The sequence below is a fragment of the Nitratireductor aestuarii genome, from assembly GCF_014641695.1.
Lineage (GTDB): Bacteria > Pseudomonadota > Alphaproteobacteria > Rhizobiales > Rhizobiaceae > Chelativorans > Chelativorans aestuarii.
This window is the reverse complement of sequence record NZ_BMIF01000004.1, coordinates 206,151-224,813: the sequence shown is the minus strand read 5'-3', so window position 1 is coordinate 224,813 and position 18,663 is coordinate 206,151. Positions and strand designations below refer to the sequence as shown.

The following is an 18,663-nucleotide window of genomic DNA, read 5'->3' as shown; positions in this document are numbered from 1 at the left end:
TCCAGAACCCCAAATCGCCAGATCCTCCGTACGTCAAGCGGGATGCACGACCCCGCTCAAGACTTCCGGTGGATAACGGGCGACCGTGCAATCCCCCCATCACAATGCCTTGCAATAGACTGCGCCTTTAGCAGGCACTCATCATACTCCGCCTCAGCTGTGGAATCGAGGATCACTCCGCCCCCGACGTTGTAGGTGGCGCGCCCATCGGCAAAGAGTGACATCGTACGAATCGCGACGTTGAACTTCATCGTTCCGTCGGGTGCAGCCCATCCGATTGCGCCGCAATAGACGCCCCGTGGCGTATCCTCCAGCTGGCGCAAGATCCGCATGGCGCTGATCTTCGGCGCCCCGGTGATTGAACCGCAGGGAAAAAGTGCGTGCATGATTTCCATTAGCCCGGTGTCTGGCCTGAGCTTCGCCCGGATACGGCTCACCATCTGGTGCAGGGTTGGATAGGTCTGAACCTCGAAGAGGTCGGGAACGTCGACGCTGCCGGCCTCGCTGATCCGCGACATGTCATTGCGCAGGAGGTCGACTATCATCCGGTTTTCCGCTTGGATCTTCGGATCGCGACGAAGGTGTTTGCGGTAGGCCTCATCCTCCTCAGGCGTCGAGCCGCGCGGCATCGTTCCCTTCATCGGCAACGTCTCGATCCAGCCGCTCCGCGACACGGAGAAGAAGAGCTCGGGCGACCGCGACAGGATCGTGGGCCCATCCAGGTCGATGAAGGCGGAATGGCGGACCGGCTGCGTCTTCGCCAGCAAATGGAAGAGCGCAATCTGGTGACGTCCGCCTGCGGTTCATACGTTGTATCTGGCGCGTCGAAAGTCCCAAGTACCAGAAGCGGACAGTCCCGTTGGGAGGGAAGCAGGTCCGTCAGCGCCGGGTCGAGCAGGTAACCCGCTTCATAAGAAATATAGCCGGCTACCCAGAGCCCATCGCGCTGGGCCTGCTCCGCCCGTTCAAGACCTGGCAGCAGCTCCCCGGGCTCTTCCGCAATGATGAGCTCGCGCGGGTTCTGGAAGAGGAAGCTTTCCCCTCCCAGATCGTTGCGAAACAGCGCAACGTGGCGTCGTTCAGTCTTCAAGCGCTGCCAGTTCGTTGATCAGGTCTTCGATGACCGACAGACCCTTGTGCCAGAAGCTCGGATCGCTCGCATCCAGGCCGAACGGGGCGAGCAGCTCCGAATGGTGCTTGGTACCGCCAGCCTTGAGGAGATCGAAGTACTTCTCCTGAAAGCCCTTTTCCGAGTTCTGATAGACTGCATAGAGCGAGTTCACCAGGCAATCGCCGAACGCATAGGCGTAGACATAGAACGGTGAATGGATGAAGTGCGGGATATAGGCCCAGAAGGTCTCGTAACCCGGGTGAATCTCGACCGCTTGCCCCAGGCTGTCCTGCTGGACGGAGAGCCATAGCCTGCCAAGGTCGTCTGAGGTCAGCTCGCCTTGCTTACGCTCGGTGTGCACCTTCCGCTCAAACTCGTAGAAGGCGATCTGGCGCACGACCGTGTTGATCATGTCCTCGACCTTCTGCGCGAGCATGGCTTTTCGCTCACGCTTGCTGGTCGTGCGATCAAGCATCGAGCGGAACGTCAGCATCTCGCCGAACACGGACGCGGTTTCCGCCAGCGTCAGCGGCGTTTCCGACATGAGCGCACCCTGTGTCCCCGCAAGTACCTGGTGAACGCCGTGACCGAGCTCGTGGGCAAGGGTCATGACATCCCGCGGTTTGCCCAGGTAGTTGAGCATCACGTAGGGGTGCACCGAGGGAACCGTAGGGTGTGCGAAAGCCCCGGAGGACTTGCCGGGACGCACCGGCGCATCGATCCAGCGCTTGTCGAAGAACTGCCGGGCGATGTCAGCCATTTGGGGCGAGAAGGCGTTGTAGGCGGAGAGCACCGTATCCTTCGCCTCGTCCCAGGGAATGATGGCCTGCGGGGTTTCCGGAAGCGGAGCGTTGCGGTCCCAATGGTTGAGCTTGTCCATGCCCAGCCACTTGGCCTTCATCGCATAATAGCGGTGGGAAATGCGCGGGTAGGCATCCTTGACCGCTGTTACCAGCGCATCCACGACATCGCGCTCGACGCGATTGGTCAGGTGGCGGGAATCCGCGACATCCTCAAAATTACGCCAGCGGTCGGAGATCTCCTTGTCCTTGGCGAGCGTATTGGTGATCAGCGTGAACAGGCGGATGTTGGCGCCGAGCGTTTCGGCCACGGCCTCGGCGCCCTTGCGGCGAACCTCTCCATCGGGGCTCTGCATCAGGTTCAGGGTCGGCTCCAAAGGAAGCTCCTCGCCATCCACATTGAAGCGCAGGCTTGCGAGCGTCTCATCAAAAAGGCGGTTCCACGCGCCGGCGCCGGTCAACGAGGTTTCGTGGAACAGCTGCTCCAGTTTGTCGTCAAGCTGGTAAGGCTTGGCTCTGCGCAGGTCCATGACCCAGGACCGGTAATGGCCGAATGACGGGTCCTGATCGAAGGCTTGCTGGATCAGGTCCTCGTCGATGTTGTTGAGCTCAAGCGCGAAGAAGATGGTGTGGGTGCTGCCGTCGGTGAGCTTCTGCTGCAGGTCGCCATAGAACTTGGCGATTGCGGGATCCGTGGTGTTGCCGAAGTAGAGCAGCCCGCCATAAGAGCCTACACGGCCGAACAGTTCAGACAGCACTTCGTACTGCTGCAAGGCTTCGCCCAGCTTTCCTTCCGCGCCTTTCTTGGCCTCGTTGGCCAGACGACCCTTCCAGGTCTTCTCGAAAGCAGCGGCGTCCTTCTGGAGCCGCTCCAGATCAGCTTTCAACTCCGGGCTATCCATTCCGGGGTAGAGGTCCGCGAGGTTCCATTCAGGCAGATCACCGAGGCTCTTGGCGTCTGTCGTGGCTGCTGAACTGGCAGTATCGCTGCTTGCGTAGTGCAGACCCATGCAAATCTCCTTAACGGCTTGTCATAGGACAAGGATTTATTCGCCCGATTGGTGATCAGTGTTTAAAGATGTGGCGATATTGTGCCAAGCTGGTAACGCTTGCTTGGGCGACTTTGTATGGGATGAGCTACCGCATGGCCGATCAGGTTCTAATCGTGGACGATGACCCGACGCAGCGGCGGCTGCTCGAAGCCACCGTCAGCAAGCTCGGTTTCACCCCGGTGACGGCCGACAGCGGCGACGGCGCGCTGAAGCTGACGGAAGGCAATATTGCCAGGCTCCGCGCCATCGTTCTCGATCTGGTCATGCCCGGCATGGATGGCATGGAAGTCATGCGCCGGATGCACCGGCGCGGCCTGCGCGTACCCATCATCGTCCAGACGGCAAGCGGCGGTATCGAAACCGCTGTTGCCGCCATGCGTGCCGGCGCTTTTGACTTCGTGGTCAAGCCGGTCTCGCCGGACCGGCTCTCGGAAGCCCTGAATGGCGCGCTGAAGGTTGAGGCGCTTCAGCACAAGAAGAACAGCCTTAAGCCGGCCAAGGTCGTCAAGATCGATGACATTGCGACCCGCAGTGCGGTGATGGAGAAGACCCTGTCGCTTGCCCGCAAGGCTGCCGCATCAGACATTCCGGCACTGATCGAGGGCGAATCGGGCGTTGGCAAGGAACTCATCGCCCGCGCTATCGGCCATGCGAGCCGCAGGAACCGCCAGCCCTTCGTTACCGTCAACTGCGGCGCGATCCCTGACAATCTGGTCGAGAGCATCCTGTTCGGCCACGAGAAGGGGGCGTTCATGGGCGCGACCGAGCGTCACCTCGGCAAGTTCGTCGAGGCAGATGGCGGCACGCTCTTCCTTGATGAGATTGCCGACCTTCCGGCCAACATTCAGGTGAAGCTGCTGCGGGCTGTCCAGGAAGGCGAGGTTGAGCCGATCGGCGCCAGAAGTCCGGTCAAGGTCGACATCCGCCTGATCTCGGCAACCAACCAGAACCTGCAGGAAAAGGTGCGCGAAGGCAGCTTCCGTGAGGATCTTTATTATCGGCTGAATGTGTTCCCGATCTACGTTCCGCCGTTGCGTGAGCGCAGGCAGGACATACCCGTCATTGTCGAAGGCTTCATTTCACGTTTTGCAGAGACTGTTCCTGGGACGCTGATCACCGAGATCACGCCGGAGGCGCTTGATCTTCTGGGTGCCTATGACTGGCCGGGAAATGTGCGTGAGCTGGAAAATGCCATCTTCCGCGCCATCGTCCTCTGCGATCGCGGCATTCTCACGGTCAATGAGTTTCCGCAGATCCGGGCACAGGTTGAGGGAATTGGTGGCAGTCAGCCACCGGCGACCGCCGTTTCGTTGGATAAATATTACGCCAGCGCAGTGAATCATTTGGATCCGGCTGAGGCTGGCATGATCTCCGCGTTGACTGAAGACGGACACGTCCGCTCCCTGGAAGAGGTCGAGCACGAGATGATTCTTTTTGCAATCAGCCGCTACGATTCGCAGATGAGCGAGGTCGCCAGGCGGCTGGGGATAGGAAGATCAACGCTTTACCGCAAGCTCAAGGAGCTGGGAATCAAGCATTTTGATGACGTCGAATGAATTCCCGCATGACCTCATTTCTGGTGGATTAACAAACTGTTCATCATGAAACGATTCGGACTGGATGCGTCACTTTCTTGCCACGGTCCAGGTTCAATTTTGCTACAATAAGTTTCGATTAACCATTATGGTTGAGACTTTATAATGCAGAGCATGCGCTCTCGCGGGGACAACACCAGCCGTAAGGCCGCATTTTGAAACACGATGACGTAAATTTTCGCCAATCGGAGAGAGGGCGCATGCGTATACGCCATTTGGCTGCCGGTCTTTTCCTTGGGATGGCAATTTGCTTTAGTTTGGTATCGGCGGCCAGTGCGGAGACCCGCACTCTGAAATTGTACTTCGTTCACACGAAGGAACGTGCCGAGATCACCTACAAGAAGGATGGCCGGTTCATTAAGAGCGGTCTGCAGCAGTTGAATCGCTTCCTGCGCGATTGGCGCCGCAACGAGTCCACCAACATGGACCCGCGCCTCATGGACCTGCTGTGGGAAGTTTACCGCGCTTCCGGTTCGCGCGACTACATTCACGTTCTCTCTGCATACCGCTCGCCCGCGACCAACGGCCAGCTTCGTTCGCGCTCCAAGGGTGTCGCGGAAAATAGCCAGCACATGAAGGGCCGTGCGATCGACTTCTATCTGCCGGACGTAAAGCTGGCGCACCTGCGCAATCTCGGCCTGAAGATGCAGGTTGGCGGCGTTGGCTATTATCCGAAGTCCGGATCGCCCTTCGTCCACCTCGATGTTGCGAGCGTGCGCCACTGGCCGCGCCTCAGCCGTCAGGAGCTTGTATCCGTGTTCCCTGATGGGAAGACCGTCCACGTTCCGTCCGATGGCAAGCCGCTGCCCGGCTACCAGCAGGCGCTCGCAATGCTCAAGAACCGCAAGGAAGGCGCCCCGATTCTCGTTGCTGACGACACGACCACGCGTCGCCGTCGTGGTGGCGGCCTTCTCGCCCGTATCTTTGGCGGTGGCGTAGAGGAGGAAGAGGATATGGCCGAAGCCGCGCAGACCAGGGTTGCCTCGGCAGCTCCGGCCCGCCAGCGCGCCGCTGCTCCTGCTCCGCAACCCGCTCCGCAGCAGGCGCCTGCACCGCTTGCCATTGCTCCGTCGCCGCAACAGATCCAGCCGCCAGAGCCGGAAACTCCGGCTGCAATCCTCGCTTCGCTGACCTCACTGCCCTTGCCGCAGTCCGCACCTCGCCGTACGCCGCTGGCAGCCGAGCCTGAGCCTGTCGTGACGGCTGCAGTAGCGCCGGCGGAGGTTGCACCAGCGGCTGCTCCGGCACCCGCAAGTGATGAAGTGGCAGCCCTGCTCGCCGCGACGAACGTTCCGCTTCCGACGCAGCGCCCTGACTATGCTCCTGCAACGCAGGTTGCGATGGCGGCGGCGACCGACAGCAGCATCACGCTTCCGGCTGTTGCGTATGTCACGCCGTCGCGCCGGCCTGAAATGCCGAAGACGGTCGACGTCATTGCCAACTTGCTGAACACCCAGCCGGCTGAGCCTGCCGTTGCCAATGTTCCGGAGAAGGCCGAGGAAGTCGCGCTCGCTTTTGCTTCCAGCCAGACGCCGACGCAGCCCGTTGCAACCGGCACGCCGGTGGGCGCGTCCAAGCAGCTCGCCCTGATGGAAGCTGGCGCAACCGCTCGTCCGATCGCTACCGCGCCGAAGGTTGCTCCAAAGGGCAGCCGCCCGAGCGCGCAGGACCTGCCGCGGGCGCCGAAGCCCAACGTCAAGCCTGTGACCGCTCGAGTCCCGGCGGCTCTCATGGAGCAGGCATCGGTTGCCGAGACGGATCAGATCGCGACGCTCGCTTATTCTTCGCGACTGGCTGAAGCTCCGACCGCCGTCTACACGACCGGCTTCACCCGCACTGCCAACGCTGGCGACGCTCGCCGCTTCTCCGGCAAGGCCGTGCAGTTCATGCCGATTGCCAAGTTCCAGTAATAGGGATACCCGCAGGTTCACTGCGGGCATGCTTCAAAACGAAAAAACAACGCCGACTGAGACCAGCCGGCGTTGTTTTTGTTTCAGGCTCTGTAGCTGCCAGACTTCGAGAGTCGATCAACGCTTCTTGAGCTGTGAGGCTTCGCGCGCCAGTTCTTCGATGCGCTGCCAGTTGCCAGCCTCGATGTCGGCGTCCGGCGCCACCCAGGAACCACCGACGCAGACGATGTTGGGCTGAGCCAGGTAGTCCGGTGCGTTCTTGAGCGAAATTCCGCCGGTCGGGCAGAAACGAATGGCCGCAAGCGGAGATGCCAGCGCCTTCAGGAAGGGCAGTCCGCCCGACTGTTCCGCTGGAAAGAATTTCAGGATCTCATAGCCACGTGCCTGCAGCACCATGATCTCGCTGGGCGTGGTCGCGCCCGGCAGAAGCGGCACGTCGGATTTCTCGGCGGTTTCGAGCAGCTCCGGCGTGGAGCCGGGTGAAACGATGAAGCGCGAACCAGCGTCCGCTGCTTTCACGAAATCTTCGCCGGAGAGAATGGTGCCTGCACCGACGACCGCCTCCGGCACTTCCTTTGCCACGGCACGAATCGCGTCCAGTGCAGCGGGGGTGCGAAGCGTGATCTCGATTGCCGGCAAGCCGCCTGCAACAAGGGCGCGTGCGAGAGGCACGGCATGTGCGACGTCTCCAATCTTCAGGACGGGAATGACGGGTTGGCCGTCGAGAAGCGCCAGCAGTTTCTCGGTTTTGTTCTTCATTGAAAGGCTCCATGGAAGACCGTGCCCTTCTCTTAAGGCAATTAGGCCCAATCTGGAAAGCCTTCCGGCGTCCGTTGACGATCCGTGCAGATATTTTCCCCTCGCCGGCCGACGTGGGGTATCGCTTCATTCAAACGCTACGATCCACGCAGCTGATCGATCCAGGTTCTGGCCCTCTGAAGCGCGGTGGAGACCCCCTTCCCGTGTGTCGTCTCGCAGCGGCTTGATATCTGCGGAACCTCCTCATCAGCGGCTTCGGCTTCAACGAAACAGGCGAGGGGAAGCTCTTTGTTGGCCGCCGATGCGCATTCCGGTTGAGATCCTTGCTGGGCCTGACCGCTGCGCCTGGATGTCTGTCGGCGATAGGCCTGCGCCAGCTGCTTCCGATATTCGCTGTGATCGTCGCTCGGCCCTCTATAGCTCAGCGCAAAGCGCTCCCAGTCCTGCATCCGCAGCGTGCCGATCAGGTCCGCCTTCTCGATGAAACGCATCATAAGGCTGAGCTGCCCCTGCGGGCCAACGCGCGCCTCGCGTACCAGCGCGTCCACGCTGCCAAAGCCGAGCCAGGCCCAGTGCGCGCCAAGAATACGGCCCATGCCCCAAAAGGTCGCTTCATAAGCGGCCTTGCGGTCGATCTCGATGGCTCTTGCCAGCATCCGCCAACGGGCGGATTGCGTAACCGGGTTGATGTTGGGCTCATCATGCGGGAGCGCGAGGCCCTCCCGAATTGCCGTCTCAAGCTTTGCGCCTGAAAGCCGTCGGTAGAAGTGGTGCTTGTTGAAGGTAATGGCTGGTTCGCTTCGCTCCTGCACCTTGACCAGCGGTTTGCCGCTGGACTCAACCTCGATAACGGCAAACAGACTATCCGGATCAACCTTCCAGAGAATGGATGCCGTCGTGATCAGTTCTTTCATTGCTTCTGAGAACATGCGCGGGCTCCCTGCACAGCGCACATTCTGCGAGGTCCGGGTGGGCAGGGGGAACGATAGCGCGAGGAATGTCGCCGGAAGGGTGCCAGGCACCTGTTGCGGCTTGGTTTTCTCTTGTTATGGGACCGCTGGCAGGTGAATTTTTCCCCCGCTTGATCCAGAGGGTTTTGCAGCAGCTAGGCATGAGGCCAGGAATGGCATATGCCAGTGACGGCTATTCAGATGGGCGGATGATAGTGATTAACCCGCATTCAACGCTGGGAAAGGGGAGAATGAGAGTGTCCGAAAACCAGAAGCTCGAAGGCTGGACTCCAAGGCCACTTCCGCCCCGAGAGGTTCTTGCCGGATGCTACGTGCGGCTGGAGCCGCTCGACCCGGTGAAGCATGGGGACGGGCTTTACGCAGCCTCCAGCGTCGAGGATGCCGCCGAGCGGTTCCTTTATCTTGGCGATTATCCTCCCGCATCGCGTGATGAATTTCAGGCCTGGCTCGACAAGGCCTCTCAGTCAAAGGACCCGCTCTTCTTCGCTCTGGTGGAAATCGCCACGGGCCGCGTTGGCGGTCGGCAGGCCATCATGCGCATCGATCCGGCCAATGGCGTTGCGGAGATCGGCAGTATCTATTGGGGACCGGGATTTGGCCGTACCCGTCTTGCAACGGAGGCGTTTCACCTGACGGCGAGCCTGATCTTCGACCAGCTCGGCTACCGCCGCCTCGAATGGAAGTGCAACGACCGCAACGAGCCGTCGAAGCGCGCCGCACTCCGCTTCGGCTTCACCTATGAGGGGCTGTTCCGCCAGCATATGGTGGTGAAGGGCGAAAGCCGTGACACTGCATGGTTTTCGATCATCGACAGCGAATGGCCCCTGATCCGTGCGACGAATGAAGCTTGGCTTTCTGCGGAAAACTTCGATAGGGAAGGGCAACAGCGCAAGAGTTTGCAGGCAATCAGGAGTGAGCTGGCCCAAAATGACTGAACAGAAGCGTTCCGCGATTGCAGCTGCCGTCATCCTCGTCGGCTTTGGTTTATTGGCCTACTTCCTGCCGACGATCATGGTTGCGCTTGGCGACCTCTCTGTAGTCGCTGCCGGCGCTTTCGCCGTGCTCTTCGTGCTCGCATTCTTTGCTATCTTCTGGCTCCGCGCCCGGGTCCAGAAGAGGAATAGCCCTAGGCAGTAAGGCTCGCGCCGAGAAGCAGCAGGCCAAGAGCCAGCACGAAAAACGCTCCGCAAAGCTCGATGCCGTGGTGCACCCAGTTGCCCCATGATCTGCCGTTAGCCAGCGCGACGGCGCGGTTTTTGGCGTAGACTGCGAGGATCGCCAGCGCTGAAACAGTGATGGCTGTGCCGAGCGCCATGGCGAAGACGGAGACGATCCCGCCGAGCCAGAGCCCGTTCAGGAAGGAGAAGGTGAGCACGATCAGCGCGCCGGAGCACGGGCGCATGCCGACCGCGACTACCGCTGACCAGCCTGCCTTCCAGCTCAGTTTTTCACCGCCAAGCCTATTCGGATCGGGCGCATGCGAATGACCACAGCCGCACGACGCATCGTGCGAGTGGTCATGGCCGCAATGGTGATCGTGATGATGACCATCGTTGTGGTGATTATGATCATGATCATGGTGTTTTGCACCAGACGTCGCCACCATGCTCCGCAGCTTCCGCCAGAGCAGCCAGCCGCCGAAGGCCGCAACAAGCGCAAAGCTTGCGACTTCAAGGAAATGCGTCGCGTCGGTCATGGATACGGCGGTGCCGCGCAGGAACAGGAAAGCGGCGGCGACCACGACGATCGCCGTGATCCCCTGCAGCAGCGCCGAGGCGAAGGACAGGGCGACGCCACGCCGGAGCGCCACTTCGTTCGCCAGCATATAGGACGAGATGACCGCCTTGCCGTGGCCGGGCCCCGCCGCATGAAAGACGCCATAGGCAAACGAGAGCCCGATCAGAATCCAGAGCTTTGCCCCGTCATCACGCATGGCCCGCAGCGCGTTCGTCAATGAACGGTAGAAAGCCTGTTGGTGGTCGTTGATCCATTGGAATAGCCCGGCAAATGGACCTGAAACCGCTACTGCCGGCTCTGCAGTGCCGATGCCGAGGGGGCTCTGCGCGATAGCGGGTCCTGCAACAAGAACCGCTCCCGCGATCAGTGCTCCCAAAACTGCTTTCTTGAACCCTCTACCCAACGTCATCCCTCGCACGTTACCTCCAGCCGTGTGGCGAAGATCTTGCCCATATCGTTGTTTGATGCGTCCTCGAAAAAGTCCGGCGTCAGCATATCCTGGTTCTGCGCGATCGCCTCGTCGGGATCGGGGCGGATGACCGCCAGCTTGCAGCCTTGGGGAAGGTTCTCCACCTGCAGGTGGTCGTCGTCGGGAAATTCCAGCGCCGTGTAGAAGGTTGGATCGTAGATCCCGAAGCTAGTCGTGCCCTTGAGAAGCAACTCCTCCTTCGGCTTGCTCTCGAACAGCAGGATGAGCTGGTTTTCGTCGGTGAAGTCGGCCATCATCTCCGGCGGAGCTTCCATCTCCACCTCGTTGCCGTTCGACATGACGATCTGGAAATAGTTGAAGTCCGCCAGCGACTCATGGACCACCGAGCCAACCTCCTTGAGCTCTTCTGCATCGAGCTTGAGGTCCTTGTTCTGGTCGAAATCGACCAGCACCGTGCTGGAAAACATGTCATCAAAGCGCCAGACATGCCGCAGCGCCTCCACCCCGCCGTCACCGTTCACGATGACGTCGAGCCGCGCCTCCGCAAATACATGCGGATGCGCCCGAGCTTCGTGCGCAAGGGCCGTGAGCATCATCGTGCCCGCGAACAGGTATGGCTTTGTACGCTTCATCTGCAGGGCGCTCTGTTGGACTTGGGTTAGGTTGTATAGAAAAGAGGCAGAATAAAGCAATTCTGGGGATTGTGGATGACGGCCCCTAGAGAGGCCGGGACTAAGCGCTTGGCGCTGCTGCACTATATGACGGGTGCTGCTTCAGCCATTGCGCGAGAAAATCCACCAGCACGCGGACGCGGGCGGGCAGGTGGCGCCGATCCGGGAACACCGCAAAGATGCCACGTCCGTCATCGAGATAGTCTTCCAGCATGCTGACCAGCTGGCCGCTCTCGATGGCCGGCTGCGCGATGAAGTCCGGAATGAGAGCATAGCCGATGCTGGCGACCGCCGCTGCGCGCACCGAAAATGGGCTGTTTGCTTCGAACTGGCTTTCGACGGGAACGGAAATCAGGTTGCCATCCACATCCCGGAATGGCCAGTTGTAGCGGTAGCGTGCGTTGGTATCGACCACGCAGGGGAGATTCTGCAGGTCACGCGGATGCTTCAGCGCCCCGTGCTTTTCCACAAGCGCAGGAGAGGCGCAAAGCAGGATGCGGAAAGGCGCGAGCCTGCGCGCGATCAGCGCCGAATCGGCAAGCTTGGTGATGCGGATCGCAAGATCGTAGCCTTCTTCCACGAGGTCCACGACCCGGTCGTCCAGGTCGATATCGAGCACGATTTCTGGATGCTGGGCGGCGAAATCGATGAGCGACTGGCCGATAGCCGCGTCTGCGAAGGTGCGCGGCGCCGTCACCTTGATCCGGCCCTTGATGTCGCCTGTCGAATCACGAACCGTCTCTGCCAGGTGGTCGATCTCCCGCACGATCTCCAGACTGCGCTGGTAATAGGTCTGTCCGGCCTCCGTGAGCGAGAACCGCCGCGTCGTACGATTGATCAGCAGCACGCCGAGCTCATCCTCCAGCTCCCGAACATACTTTGAAAGCAATGCCTTGGACCGCCCCGACTTCCGCCCCGCGGCTGAAAAGCCCGCGGCTTCCACCACCTGAAGAAACGCGCGCATGCGAGTGAGTGTGTCCATGGAGGTCTGCTGTGGTTACGGTGTCGGCTAACGACTTATACCATAACCTTTCCGTAATTGCCGCCTGATCACGCGTCGCCAACAGGTCTTGTTTGCCAATGAATTAGGCAGGGGAGGCTTATGCCTGCCTAAGCGGTCGGCAAAAAAATGTTGGTCAGGGTAAATTTGCAGTTGATCGCAGGAGTCGTAAGTCTTATATGCGCCCTTGCCCAAAGTCGCACGTGCCTGTGGGTGTCCGCCGGTCCTCAAAATGGTGAGGAAGCCGGTACGGTACCTGGACCTAACCGCTCCAGTCGATTCAACGGCCAACCGATGGATCGAGGACATCTTGAAGCAACGACGGTGCGGGCCTTTCTGGTGTCAACCGGTTGTCCAAAAGCCGGGGTACTAAAGAGGCACACCTTCATTGCCGGCAGTGCGGAAGGGACTTCCCTATCCAAAGCTGAGGCAGACAGAGCGAACTTTCGCCGCGAGGCGGGAGCTCAAAATGTACGCTGCGACTGCGACTCGGCGCCATCCACCCGCCGGTTCTCTCAGCCTACAGCTACATCCTTTGTCCACCGCGGGCTTAGCCCGTTTGCTTGAGCTTTCTTGCGGCTGAAGCCGCGTGATGAGGGAACTGATATGGCTACCCAGCGCATCATGGACTTTCTCGCCACCCGACGTCCCGAGGGACCTTGCCTCGTTGTCGATCTGGATGTGGTGCACGACAATTACCAGGCCTTCCGCAAGGCGATGCCGAATTCACGCGTCTTCTACGCTGTGAAGGCCAACCCTGCGCCTGAAATCCTGCGCCTGCTCGTATCGCTTGGCTCGTCCTTCGACACCGCTTCGGTGGCCGAGATCGAGATGGCGCTCGACGCTGGTGCTACGCCGGACCGCATCTCCTACGGCAACACGATCAAGAAGGAGCGTGATGTCGCTCGTGCCTACGAGCTCGGCATTCGCCTTTACGCGGTCGATTGCATCGAAGAGGTCGAGAAGATCGCACGCGTTGCTCCTGGCTCGCAGGTGTTCTGCCGCGTCCTGACGGATGGTGCCGGGGCCGAGTGGCCGCTTTCCCGCAAGTTCGGCTGTGTGCCGGCCATGGCGGTGGATGTTCTGCGTCACGCAAACCTGCTCGGCCTCGATGCCTATGGCGTGTCCTTCCACGTCGGTTCCCAGCAGACGGACCTGTCGGCCTGGGACCGTGCGCTGAGCGACGCTCGCATGGTGTTCGGCAAGCTGGCGGCTGAAGGCATCAACCTGCGCATGGTGAACATGGGCGGCGGTTTCCCGACCCGTTACCTGCGCGACGTTCCGACGGCACAGGCTTACGGCGAGGCGATCTTCGACGCGCTGTCCAAGCACTTCGGCAACCGCATGCCCGAGACGATCATCGAGCCGGGCCGTGGCATGGTCGGCAACGCGGGCGTCATCAAGTCCGAGGTTGTCCTGATCTCCCGCAAGTCGGACAACGACGAGGCTCGCTGGGTCTATCTCGACATCGGCAAGTTCGGTGGTCTGGCGGAAACGATGGATGAAGCCATTCGCTATCCGTTGGTAACGCCGCGCGATGGTGACGAGAAGGCCCCATGCGTGATCGCCGGACCGACCTGCGACTCCGCTGACGTGTTGTACGAGAAGAACCTCTATCCGCTGCCGATCTCGCTGACGATCGGAGACGAGGTGCTGATCGAAGGCACGGGAGCCTACACGACCACCTACTCGGCCGTGGCCTTCAATGGCTTTGAGCCCCTCAAGGCTTACGTCATCTGAACAGAATCGTCGCCTGCGGTCCCCTGATCGCAGGCTCCGGCAAATCCCTTGTTGGAGGAGTGTGGCCATGGAAGCCGCGCGCCAAATCGATCCTGCCTGGAATGCAGTCGCCGTTGAAGACCGCGGCGCTGCTCCGCTGTTCACCGTTGACGTTGAGGCTGCCGGCGACATCGCCGCGCGCGAGCTTCTGCTCGACCGCGCCATGGGGCCAATGCGCAGGCGCAAGTCTTCGGAGAAGATCCGTCGCGGCCGTCTGCCGGCCGAAGGGCTGGCCCTAGTCGCTCGCGCCGAAGATGGCACGCTTGTCGGCACTGTGCGCCTCTGGCACGTGACGCTGGGCGAGGGCGGTGCAAGGGCGCTGCTGCTCGGGCCTCTCGCTGTAGAGCCCGCCATGAAGAGCGCCGGCATAGGCAGCCGCCTGATGCGCGATGCGATTGCCCGCGCGGCCACCCTTGGCCACGGCGCAATCCTGCTCGTGGGCGATCCGGAATACTACGTCCGCTTCGGCTTCACCGCCGAGAAGACCGCCGGGCTTGCAATGCCGGGCCCGTTTGAAAAGCGGCGGCTGCTCGCGCTCGAGCTGAAGCCCGGTGCGCTTGAAGGCGCCGCAGGCGTCATCGCGGGAAGCGGAGACTTCGTCCCGCACGCCCGCGTGCAGGCAAAGCGCAGAACGGCGGCGGCGTAGGGTTCCGTCTCACTAACGTAAACAAGGCGAGTGAGGTTGCGCGGTTACGCGAACCTTACTCGTCATGTATAGCCGACAGCTGAAGGCTTGCGCTTCAGCTCTGTGCGAGGCGGGCAGGCTTGCCGTCGCTGTCTTCGCGGTCGAGACCAAGTAGCTGGTCGAGCAGCACGATGAGGCGATCGAGGTTTTCCCTGCCGCCGAGCCTGCTGACGATCCTGTTCTCATGCTCTCTCCACAGGGCCGTCATCTGCTCGACGAAGCGTTCGCCTTCGCTCGTGAGATGCAGGGAATGTGAGCGGCGGTCGTTCTTTTCCTTGCGCCGTTCGGCAAGGCCGCGGCTTTCGATACCGTCCATTAGAAACACGAAGTTGGCTCGCTTGATGCCGAGTTTCTCGGCAATTGTCGTCTGCTTCTGACCTGGATGCTGGGCAATCATTGCCAGGACGGAAAATTCCGCCGGACGGATCTTTAGCTGCGCCAGGCTTTCCGAGAAATCCTGGAAGGCGAGAAGTTGGGCGCGCCTCAGTTTAAAATCCAACAACGATGTAGTGCATGGCAGGTCAGAGCGACTATGCTCCTTCTTGCGAGCGGCATTCTCCGGAAAAAATTCCGATGCTGTTTGCGTATTCTGCATACTGTATTCTCTAAACTATGACAAAGTAATATATACGTTAATATACGCGGTTGTTGTCCATACTAAAAAAGACATAGGATTACAAGCGTAAAATGAATTTTCCGTCTTGATGACTGTTGCGGGTAGCTTGGGATGTAGGGGCAACGCTATCGTTTCCTTGGAGTTCACCTCGGATGATCCGTGTATAACCACTCTTTCTGAAGGATGTAAGGTGTTCTTTACAGCCGAATGCAAGAAGCATCATTGATACGGTAATATACTCCGTATCTAGTTTAAACGAGAAGGCTTTTATGTCAGATAGGAGTGCTAAGGGAAACTTATCCTTTTTGCACCCCACCCTTTCGCCGGCCCGTATAATTTTCGTTTCTGAGCGCTGTTATTGCGGAGACGCAGGTCTCCTCACGTTATCTTCAATAAGGTCCAAAGTTTCCACTATGCGCGCTGAATATTGGCTAAGCGCAAGTCGCAAAACCGACTTTGTGTCTATCGGAGCATACAATGAATGCACTTCGAGCCAGCTGGCTAGCGGCTAAATTTTTCGGATACCGGGGCGCCATCACGTCGGCCGTGGGGGCGACGATAACATTGGGTGCTATCCTTATTGATGGCGAGGGAAACGGAGTGATGGCGGGTAGTTTCGGGGCTTGCACTGCCAGCATGTATATAATGCAGGCCGATTCCGCTCTACACCCAACTATGCTTAGCACGGTGTCGATAGTGGAAGAAAATTTCGTTCTCACTCCGACGACGGAGGCTGAGCTATACAATGCTGCCGGCTTCAACGAAGAGGACTTCTTCATCTATGCGCTCAGACGGATAAATAACGGACAAACGGCTGAGCTGATCAGGGTTGAGTCGGATGGAACTACCAATGTCGTCCCCTCGGTCCAGCTTCCCTATTCCGTTTCTGCTGAAGTCGGTCCCGATCAGATGATGTATATATATACAGGAGGACGGTTATTCCGTCTCGATCTAAAGAACCCATCACAATCTAACGCGCTTCAAGGAGCTGCTTTAGAGCCGGCCCTTTCTGGTACTGACGGAAATATGCCTGATATTGCATACCATCAAGGGTTCTTGTACGGAGTGGCGGTAGATAGTATGCTCCTAATCAAAATGGATCTTTCTTCCGCCGTTTGGAGTGAGGTGAGCTGGAATGGTAATGTCCCTAATGTAAGTGGTAGTATAAACGCGAAGAAATATGATGTGAGGGTAGATTCAAATCCCAAAGGTAATAACCCAACCGCCGGTTTCGGAGCAATGTTTGGTGGTTCTAATGGCGTCTATGGCAATAATAACGGAGGAGGGTTTTACAAATTTGATTTAGAAACTGGGCTTTCTCAATATCTAGGTGCTGCTGCGCCTAGCGGTCAGAACGATGGAGCCAAATGCTATTCAACCAACCTAACCTTGCCCAGCAACATCAAGGTAAATAAAGAATCATTCCCGGATGGCGACAATCCGCAGCCGGCGTTTGCGCCAGGTAAGAAGACACAATACCGGATCGTTGTAGAAAACCATGGAAAATTTGCCTTTCCAGAAATACAGATCAGTGACCCTCTCCCTCCTGGTATAACAAACGCGACTTGGAGGTGCGAGCAGTCCGAGGTGGATTGCAGTCCGGTATCTGGGACAGGACCGTTGAATTCGGTCGTTAATATTTCAGCGCGGGAGAACGATACTGATCCGCCTATAACCATTTCCTTTATCGTGGAAATAGATGTACCGTCTGACTATACGGACCCCTTGGTCAATACTGTCACTATGGAGTTGCCGCCGCTGGCGTCACAGTCCACGGACGGCCCAATAACAGCATCCGTGACCAAGATCCCGGCACTCCTGACGGTCGAAAAGGTCGGTCGCTGGATCGATACTGACAAGTCAAACATTGCCAATGTCAACGACCACATCGAATATACGTTTACCGTGACGAACAACGGGCAAGTGCCTGTAACCGATGTCAGGATCGTGGACGCACTGGTTGCGACAGAACCCGCCAGTGTGCCGTCCTTGGCGCCCGGTGAAGTAGCCGTTTTCACGGCGAACTATGTTGTGACACAAGAAGATATTGACAATGCGATGACCGAGAATACGGCTTCGGCTATCGGGACTCTGCCCACCGGGGTTGAGACAGAAAGCCCGCCATCCGTCTCTCAAGTGCAGTTTCCTCCCGCGCCCGAGGTTGCGACTGAAAAAAGCGGGCAATTTCTGGATGATCTTGTCGCTAACGAATTCCCGGATGAAGGCGAGCATCTTGAGTTCTCCGTCACGGTCAAGAACGCCGGCAACGTCACCATGGTTGCCTACCCGCCGATTGATCCCGGGCCAACGTTGAACGGCAAGCCGATGTCGGGGGTGCTCTCGGCATTCTCGCCTGATCTGCATATGATCCCGCCTGGCCAGGAAGCGGTATTCACCGCCCTCTACACGCTTACAAACGAGGACATCACTGAAGGCGCTGGCCTCCTGGATGCCTTGCAGAACACAGTTGAAACGCCTGTTCAGACTCTGAAGGAATACCGGGAAGGCAAGCAGGCCCCGCCTTTTCCGCTTGAGGAGCCGAACGTTCTCACCCTGCCGGGCTACGCCATCGACAAGCAAGCCCAGTTCGCGACTGTAACCAGGGGCCAGTTGGTGCCCTACGTGATCACGATTCGCCCTGTGGATGTGTCGGGAAAGGCCATGCTCGTGGATCAGCTGCCGTCCGGCTTCAGCTATGTCCCTGGCTCGGCGCGCGTCGCTGGCAGTCCTGTGGAGCCCAGGTTCGAAGGGCGCTTGCTGACCATCGATCTTGATGTGGAACGCGACAAGGACACGCGAGTGGAATATACGCTCGCTGTGACGGGTACGGTGCCCCTTGGGACCTTCAAGAACACGGCGCAGATCTATCAGCTGGGGCAGATCCTGAAACCAGTGTCCCGCCGGGCTGAGGCCGACGTGGACGTGATCCCGGACCATGTCTTCGACTGCGGGGATATTATCGGCTCAGTGTTCGATGACAAGAACCGCAACGGTTATCAGGATCCCGGGGAAGAGGGCATACCGCATGCGCGCATTGCAAGCTTGAACGGCTCACTTACAACCACAGACTCACACGGACGCTTCAACGTTGCGTGTGCAGATCTCACTGAAGGACGCATTGGCAAGACATATCTGCTGAAGCTGGACCCGCGCTCCCTCCCGACGGGATATCGTATCCTCAGTGAGAACCCGCGGTCAGTGCGCTTGACGGCTGGTAAGGTCAGCAAGCTAAGCTTTGCAGCTTCGATTGGGCGGGTTGTGCGGCTCGATATTGATGACCAGGCCTTCCTTCCTGGTGAAGTGAACCTTCAGCCCCAATGGCAGGACAGGCTCGCCAAGGTCGTTGACCTTCTGCAAAGTGCGCCAACCATATTCCGCATCGTCTACAAGACCGCGGATACGTCGCAGGCCATACATGTTCAAAGGTCAAAGAGCGTAAAAGAAAATCTTTCTCGGGAATGGAAAGTCAAGACAAATAACTATCATCTTGAGATAGAGTCAAATATAATGTTTGCTAATAAATAATGAGTCAGCCTAGTATGTTAGG

The 18,663-nt window shown here is 59.0% G+C and carries 14 protein-coding genes and 1 pseudogene; 7 read left to right on the top strand and 8 right to left on the bottom strand.

Annotation, left to right across the window (positions count from 1 at the left end):
* Positions 1-56: 56 nt before the first annotated feature.
* Both pabB and IEX27_RS08815 read right to left on the bottom strand, forming a co-directional pair.
* Positions 57-1,090, bottom strand: a pseudogene (gene pabB, locus IEX27_RS08820) (aminodeoxychorismate synthase component I).
* Entirely contained in the window at positions 1,080-2,921 is a 1,842-nt protein-coding gene (locus IEX27_RS08815; protein ID WP_188720669.1) for a M3 family oligoendopeptidase, read from the bottom strand. Before IEX27_RS08815 ends, pabB begins: the two are co-directional and overlap by 11 nt.
* A 134-nt stretch (positions 2,922-3,055) precedes the next feature.
* Between IEX27_RS08815 and IEX27_RS08810 the strand changes: the two genes are divergently transcribed.
* Positions 3,056-4,519: a sigma-54-dependent transcriptional regulator gene (locus IEX27_RS08810; protein ID WP_188720668.1), complete on the top strand. Its 1,464-nt coding sequence runs from the start codon at positions 3,056-3,058 to the stop codon at positions 4,517-4,519.
* 239 nt (positions 4,520-4,758) lie between these two features.
* Positions 4,759-6,468: a peptidoglycan L,D-endopeptidase MepK gene (locus IEX27_RS08805; RefSeq protein WP_373869870.1), complete on the top strand. Its 1,710-nt coding sequence runs from the start codon at positions 4,759-4,761 to the stop codon at positions 6,466-6,468.
* Positions 6,469-6,585: 117 nt separating this feature from the next.
* Here the strand turns inward: IEX27_RS08805 and IEX27_RS08800 are convergent, their stop codons facing one another.
* Together IEX27_RS08800 and IEX27_RS08795 are read right to left on the bottom strand one after the other, a co-directional pair.
* Positions 6,586-7,227, bottom strand: coding sequence for a 2-dehydro-3-deoxy-phosphogluconate aldolase (locus tag IEX27_RS08800; RefSeq protein ID WP_188720667.1), 642 nt, complete (start codon positions 7,225-7,227; stop codon positions 6,586-6,588).
* 137 nt (positions 7,228-7,364) lie between these two features.
* Complete coding sequence (locus IEX27_RS08795) at positions 7,365-8,156, bottom strand: N-acetylmuramidase domain-containing protein (protein ID WP_188720666.1); 792 nt, start codon at positions 8,154-8,156, stop codon at positions 7,365-7,367.
* 272 nt (positions 8,157-8,428) lie between these two features.
* Between IEX27_RS08795 and IEX27_RS08790 the strand changes: the two genes are divergently transcribed.
* Together IEX27_RS08790 and IEX27_RS08785 are read left to right on the top strand one after the other, a co-directional pair.
* A complete protein-coding gene (locus IEX27_RS08790; protein WP_188720665.1) occupies positions 8,429-9,133 on the top strand; it encodes a GNAT family N-acetyltransferase in 705 nt (234 codons plus the stop codon).
* Complete coding sequence (locus IEX27_RS08785; protein ID WP_188720664.1) at positions 9,126-9,335, top strand: hypothetical protein; 210 nt, start codon at positions 9,126-9,128, stop codon at positions 9,333-9,335. Before IEX27_RS08790 ends, IEX27_RS08785 begins: the two co-directional genes overlap by 8 nt.
* Here the strand turns inward: IEX27_RS08785 and IEX27_RS08780 are convergent.
* The 3 genes from IEX27_RS08780 to IEX27_RS08770 all read right to left on the bottom strand — a co-directional run bounded on the left by IEX27_RS08780 (position 9,325) and on the right by IEX27_RS08770 (position 12,018).
* On the bottom strand, positions 9,325-10,344 hold the full coding sequence (locus tag IEX27_RS08780; RefSeq protein ID WP_188720663.1) for a nickel/cobalt transporter: 1,020 nt from the start codon (positions 10,342-10,344) through the stop codon (positions 9,325-9,327). The two genes, IEX27_RS08785 and IEX27_RS08780, sit on opposite strands and share 11 nt — an antisense overlap.
* On the bottom strand, positions 10,341-11,003 hold the full coding sequence (locus tag IEX27_RS08775) for a DUF1007 family protein (RefSeq protein WP_373869872.1): 663 nt from the start codon (positions 11,001-11,003) through the stop codon (positions 10,341-10,343). Before IEX27_RS08775 ends, IEX27_RS08780 begins: the two co-directional genes overlap by 4 nt.
* A gap of 94 nt (positions 11,004-11,097) precedes the next feature.
* Positions 11,098-12,018 (bottom strand): LysR family transcriptional regulator, encoded by a 921-nt coding sequence (locus IEX27_RS08770; RefSeq protein WP_188720661.1) that lies wholly within the window; start codon positions 12,016-12,018, stop codon positions 11,098-11,100.
* Between the two features lie 624 nt (positions 12,019-12,642).
* On the opposite strand from IEX27_RS08770, the gene odc2 reads away from it, so the two are divergent.
* Together odc2 and IEX27_RS08760 are read left to right on the top strand one after the other, a co-directional pair.
* Positions 12,643-13,776, top strand: coding sequence for an ornithine/lysine decarboxylase (gene odc2 / locus IEX27_RS08765; RefSeq protein WP_188720660.1), 1,134 nt, complete (start codon positions 12,643-12,645; stop codon positions 13,774-13,776).
* A gap of 67 nt (positions 13,777-13,843) precedes the next feature.
* Positions 13,844-14,461 carry a GNAT family N-acetyltransferase gene (locus IEX27_RS08760; protein WP_188720659.1) on the top strand — a complete coding sequence of 206 codons (618 nt, stop codon included), beginning with the start codon at positions 13,844-13,846 and terminating at the stop codon, positions 14,459-14,461.
* 94 nt (positions 14,462-14,555) lie between these two features.
* On the opposite strand, the gene IEX27_RS08755 is transcribed toward IEX27_RS08760, so the two are convergent.
* Positions 14,556-14,999, bottom strand: coding sequence for a MarR family winged helix-turn-helix transcriptional regulator (locus IEX27_RS08755; protein WP_244630295.1), 444 nt, complete (start codon positions 14,997-14,999; stop codon positions 14,556-14,558).
* A gap of 594 nt (positions 15,000-15,593) precedes the next feature.
* On the opposite strand from IEX27_RS08755, the gene IEX27_RS08750 reads away from it, so the two are divergent.
* The gene (locus tag IEX27_RS08750) at positions 15,594-18,641 is read left to right on the top strand and encodes a CLIPPER-2 domain-containing protein (RefSeq protein ID WP_188720657.1); all 3,048 of its coding nucleotides are present in this window, start codon (positions 15,594-15,596) and stop codon (positions 18,639-18,641) included.
* Positions 18,642-18,663 lie beyond the last annotated feature (22 nt).

Coding starts and splice junctions, on each gene's coding strand:
- IEX27_RS08815 (WP_188720669.1), bottom strand. CDS start 2,921: ATGGGTCTGCACTACGCAAGCAGCGATACTGCCAGTTCAGCAGCCACG.
- IEX27_RS08810 (WP_188720668.1), top strand. CDS start 3,056: ATGGCCGATCAGGTTCTAATCGTGGACGATGACCCGACGCAGCGGCGG.
- IEX27_RS08805 (WP_373869870.1), top strand. CDS start 4,759: ATGCGTATACGCCATTTGGCTGCCGGTCTTTTCCTTGGGATGGCAATT.
- IEX27_RS08800 (WP_188720667.1), bottom strand. CDS start 7,227: ATGAAGAACAAAACCGAGAAACTGCTGGCGCTTCTCGACGGCCAACCC.
- IEX27_RS08795 (WP_188720666.1), bottom strand. CDS start 8,156: ATGTTCTCAGAAGCAATGAAAGAACTGATCACGACGGCATCCATTCTC.
- IEX27_RS08790 (WP_188720665.1), top strand. CDS start 8,429: ATGAGAGTGTCCGAAAACCAGAAGCTCGAAGGCTGGACTCCAAGGCCA.
- IEX27_RS08785 (WP_188720664.1), top strand. CDS start 9,126: ATGACTGAACAGAAGCGTTCCGCGATTGCAGCTGCCGTCATCCTCGTC.
- IEX27_RS08780 (WP_188720663.1), bottom strand. CDS start 10,344: ATGACGTTGGGTAGAGGGTTCAAGAAAGCAGTTTTGGGAGCACTGATC.
- IEX27_RS08770 (WP_188720661.1), bottom strand. CDS start 12,018: ATGGACACACTCACTCGCATGCGCGCGTTTCTTCAGGTGGTGGAAGCC.
- odc2 (WP_188720660.1), top strand. CDS start 12,643: ATGGCTACCCAGCGCATCATGGACTTTCTCGCCACCCGACGTCCCGAG.
- IEX27_RS08760 (WP_188720659.1), top strand. CDS start 13,844: ATGGAAGCCGCGCGCCAAATCGATCCTGCCTGGAATGCAGTCGCCGTT.
- IEX27_RS08750 (WP_188720657.1), top strand. CDS start 15,594: ATGAATGCACTTCGAGCCAGCTGGCTAGCGGCTAAATTTTTCGGATAC.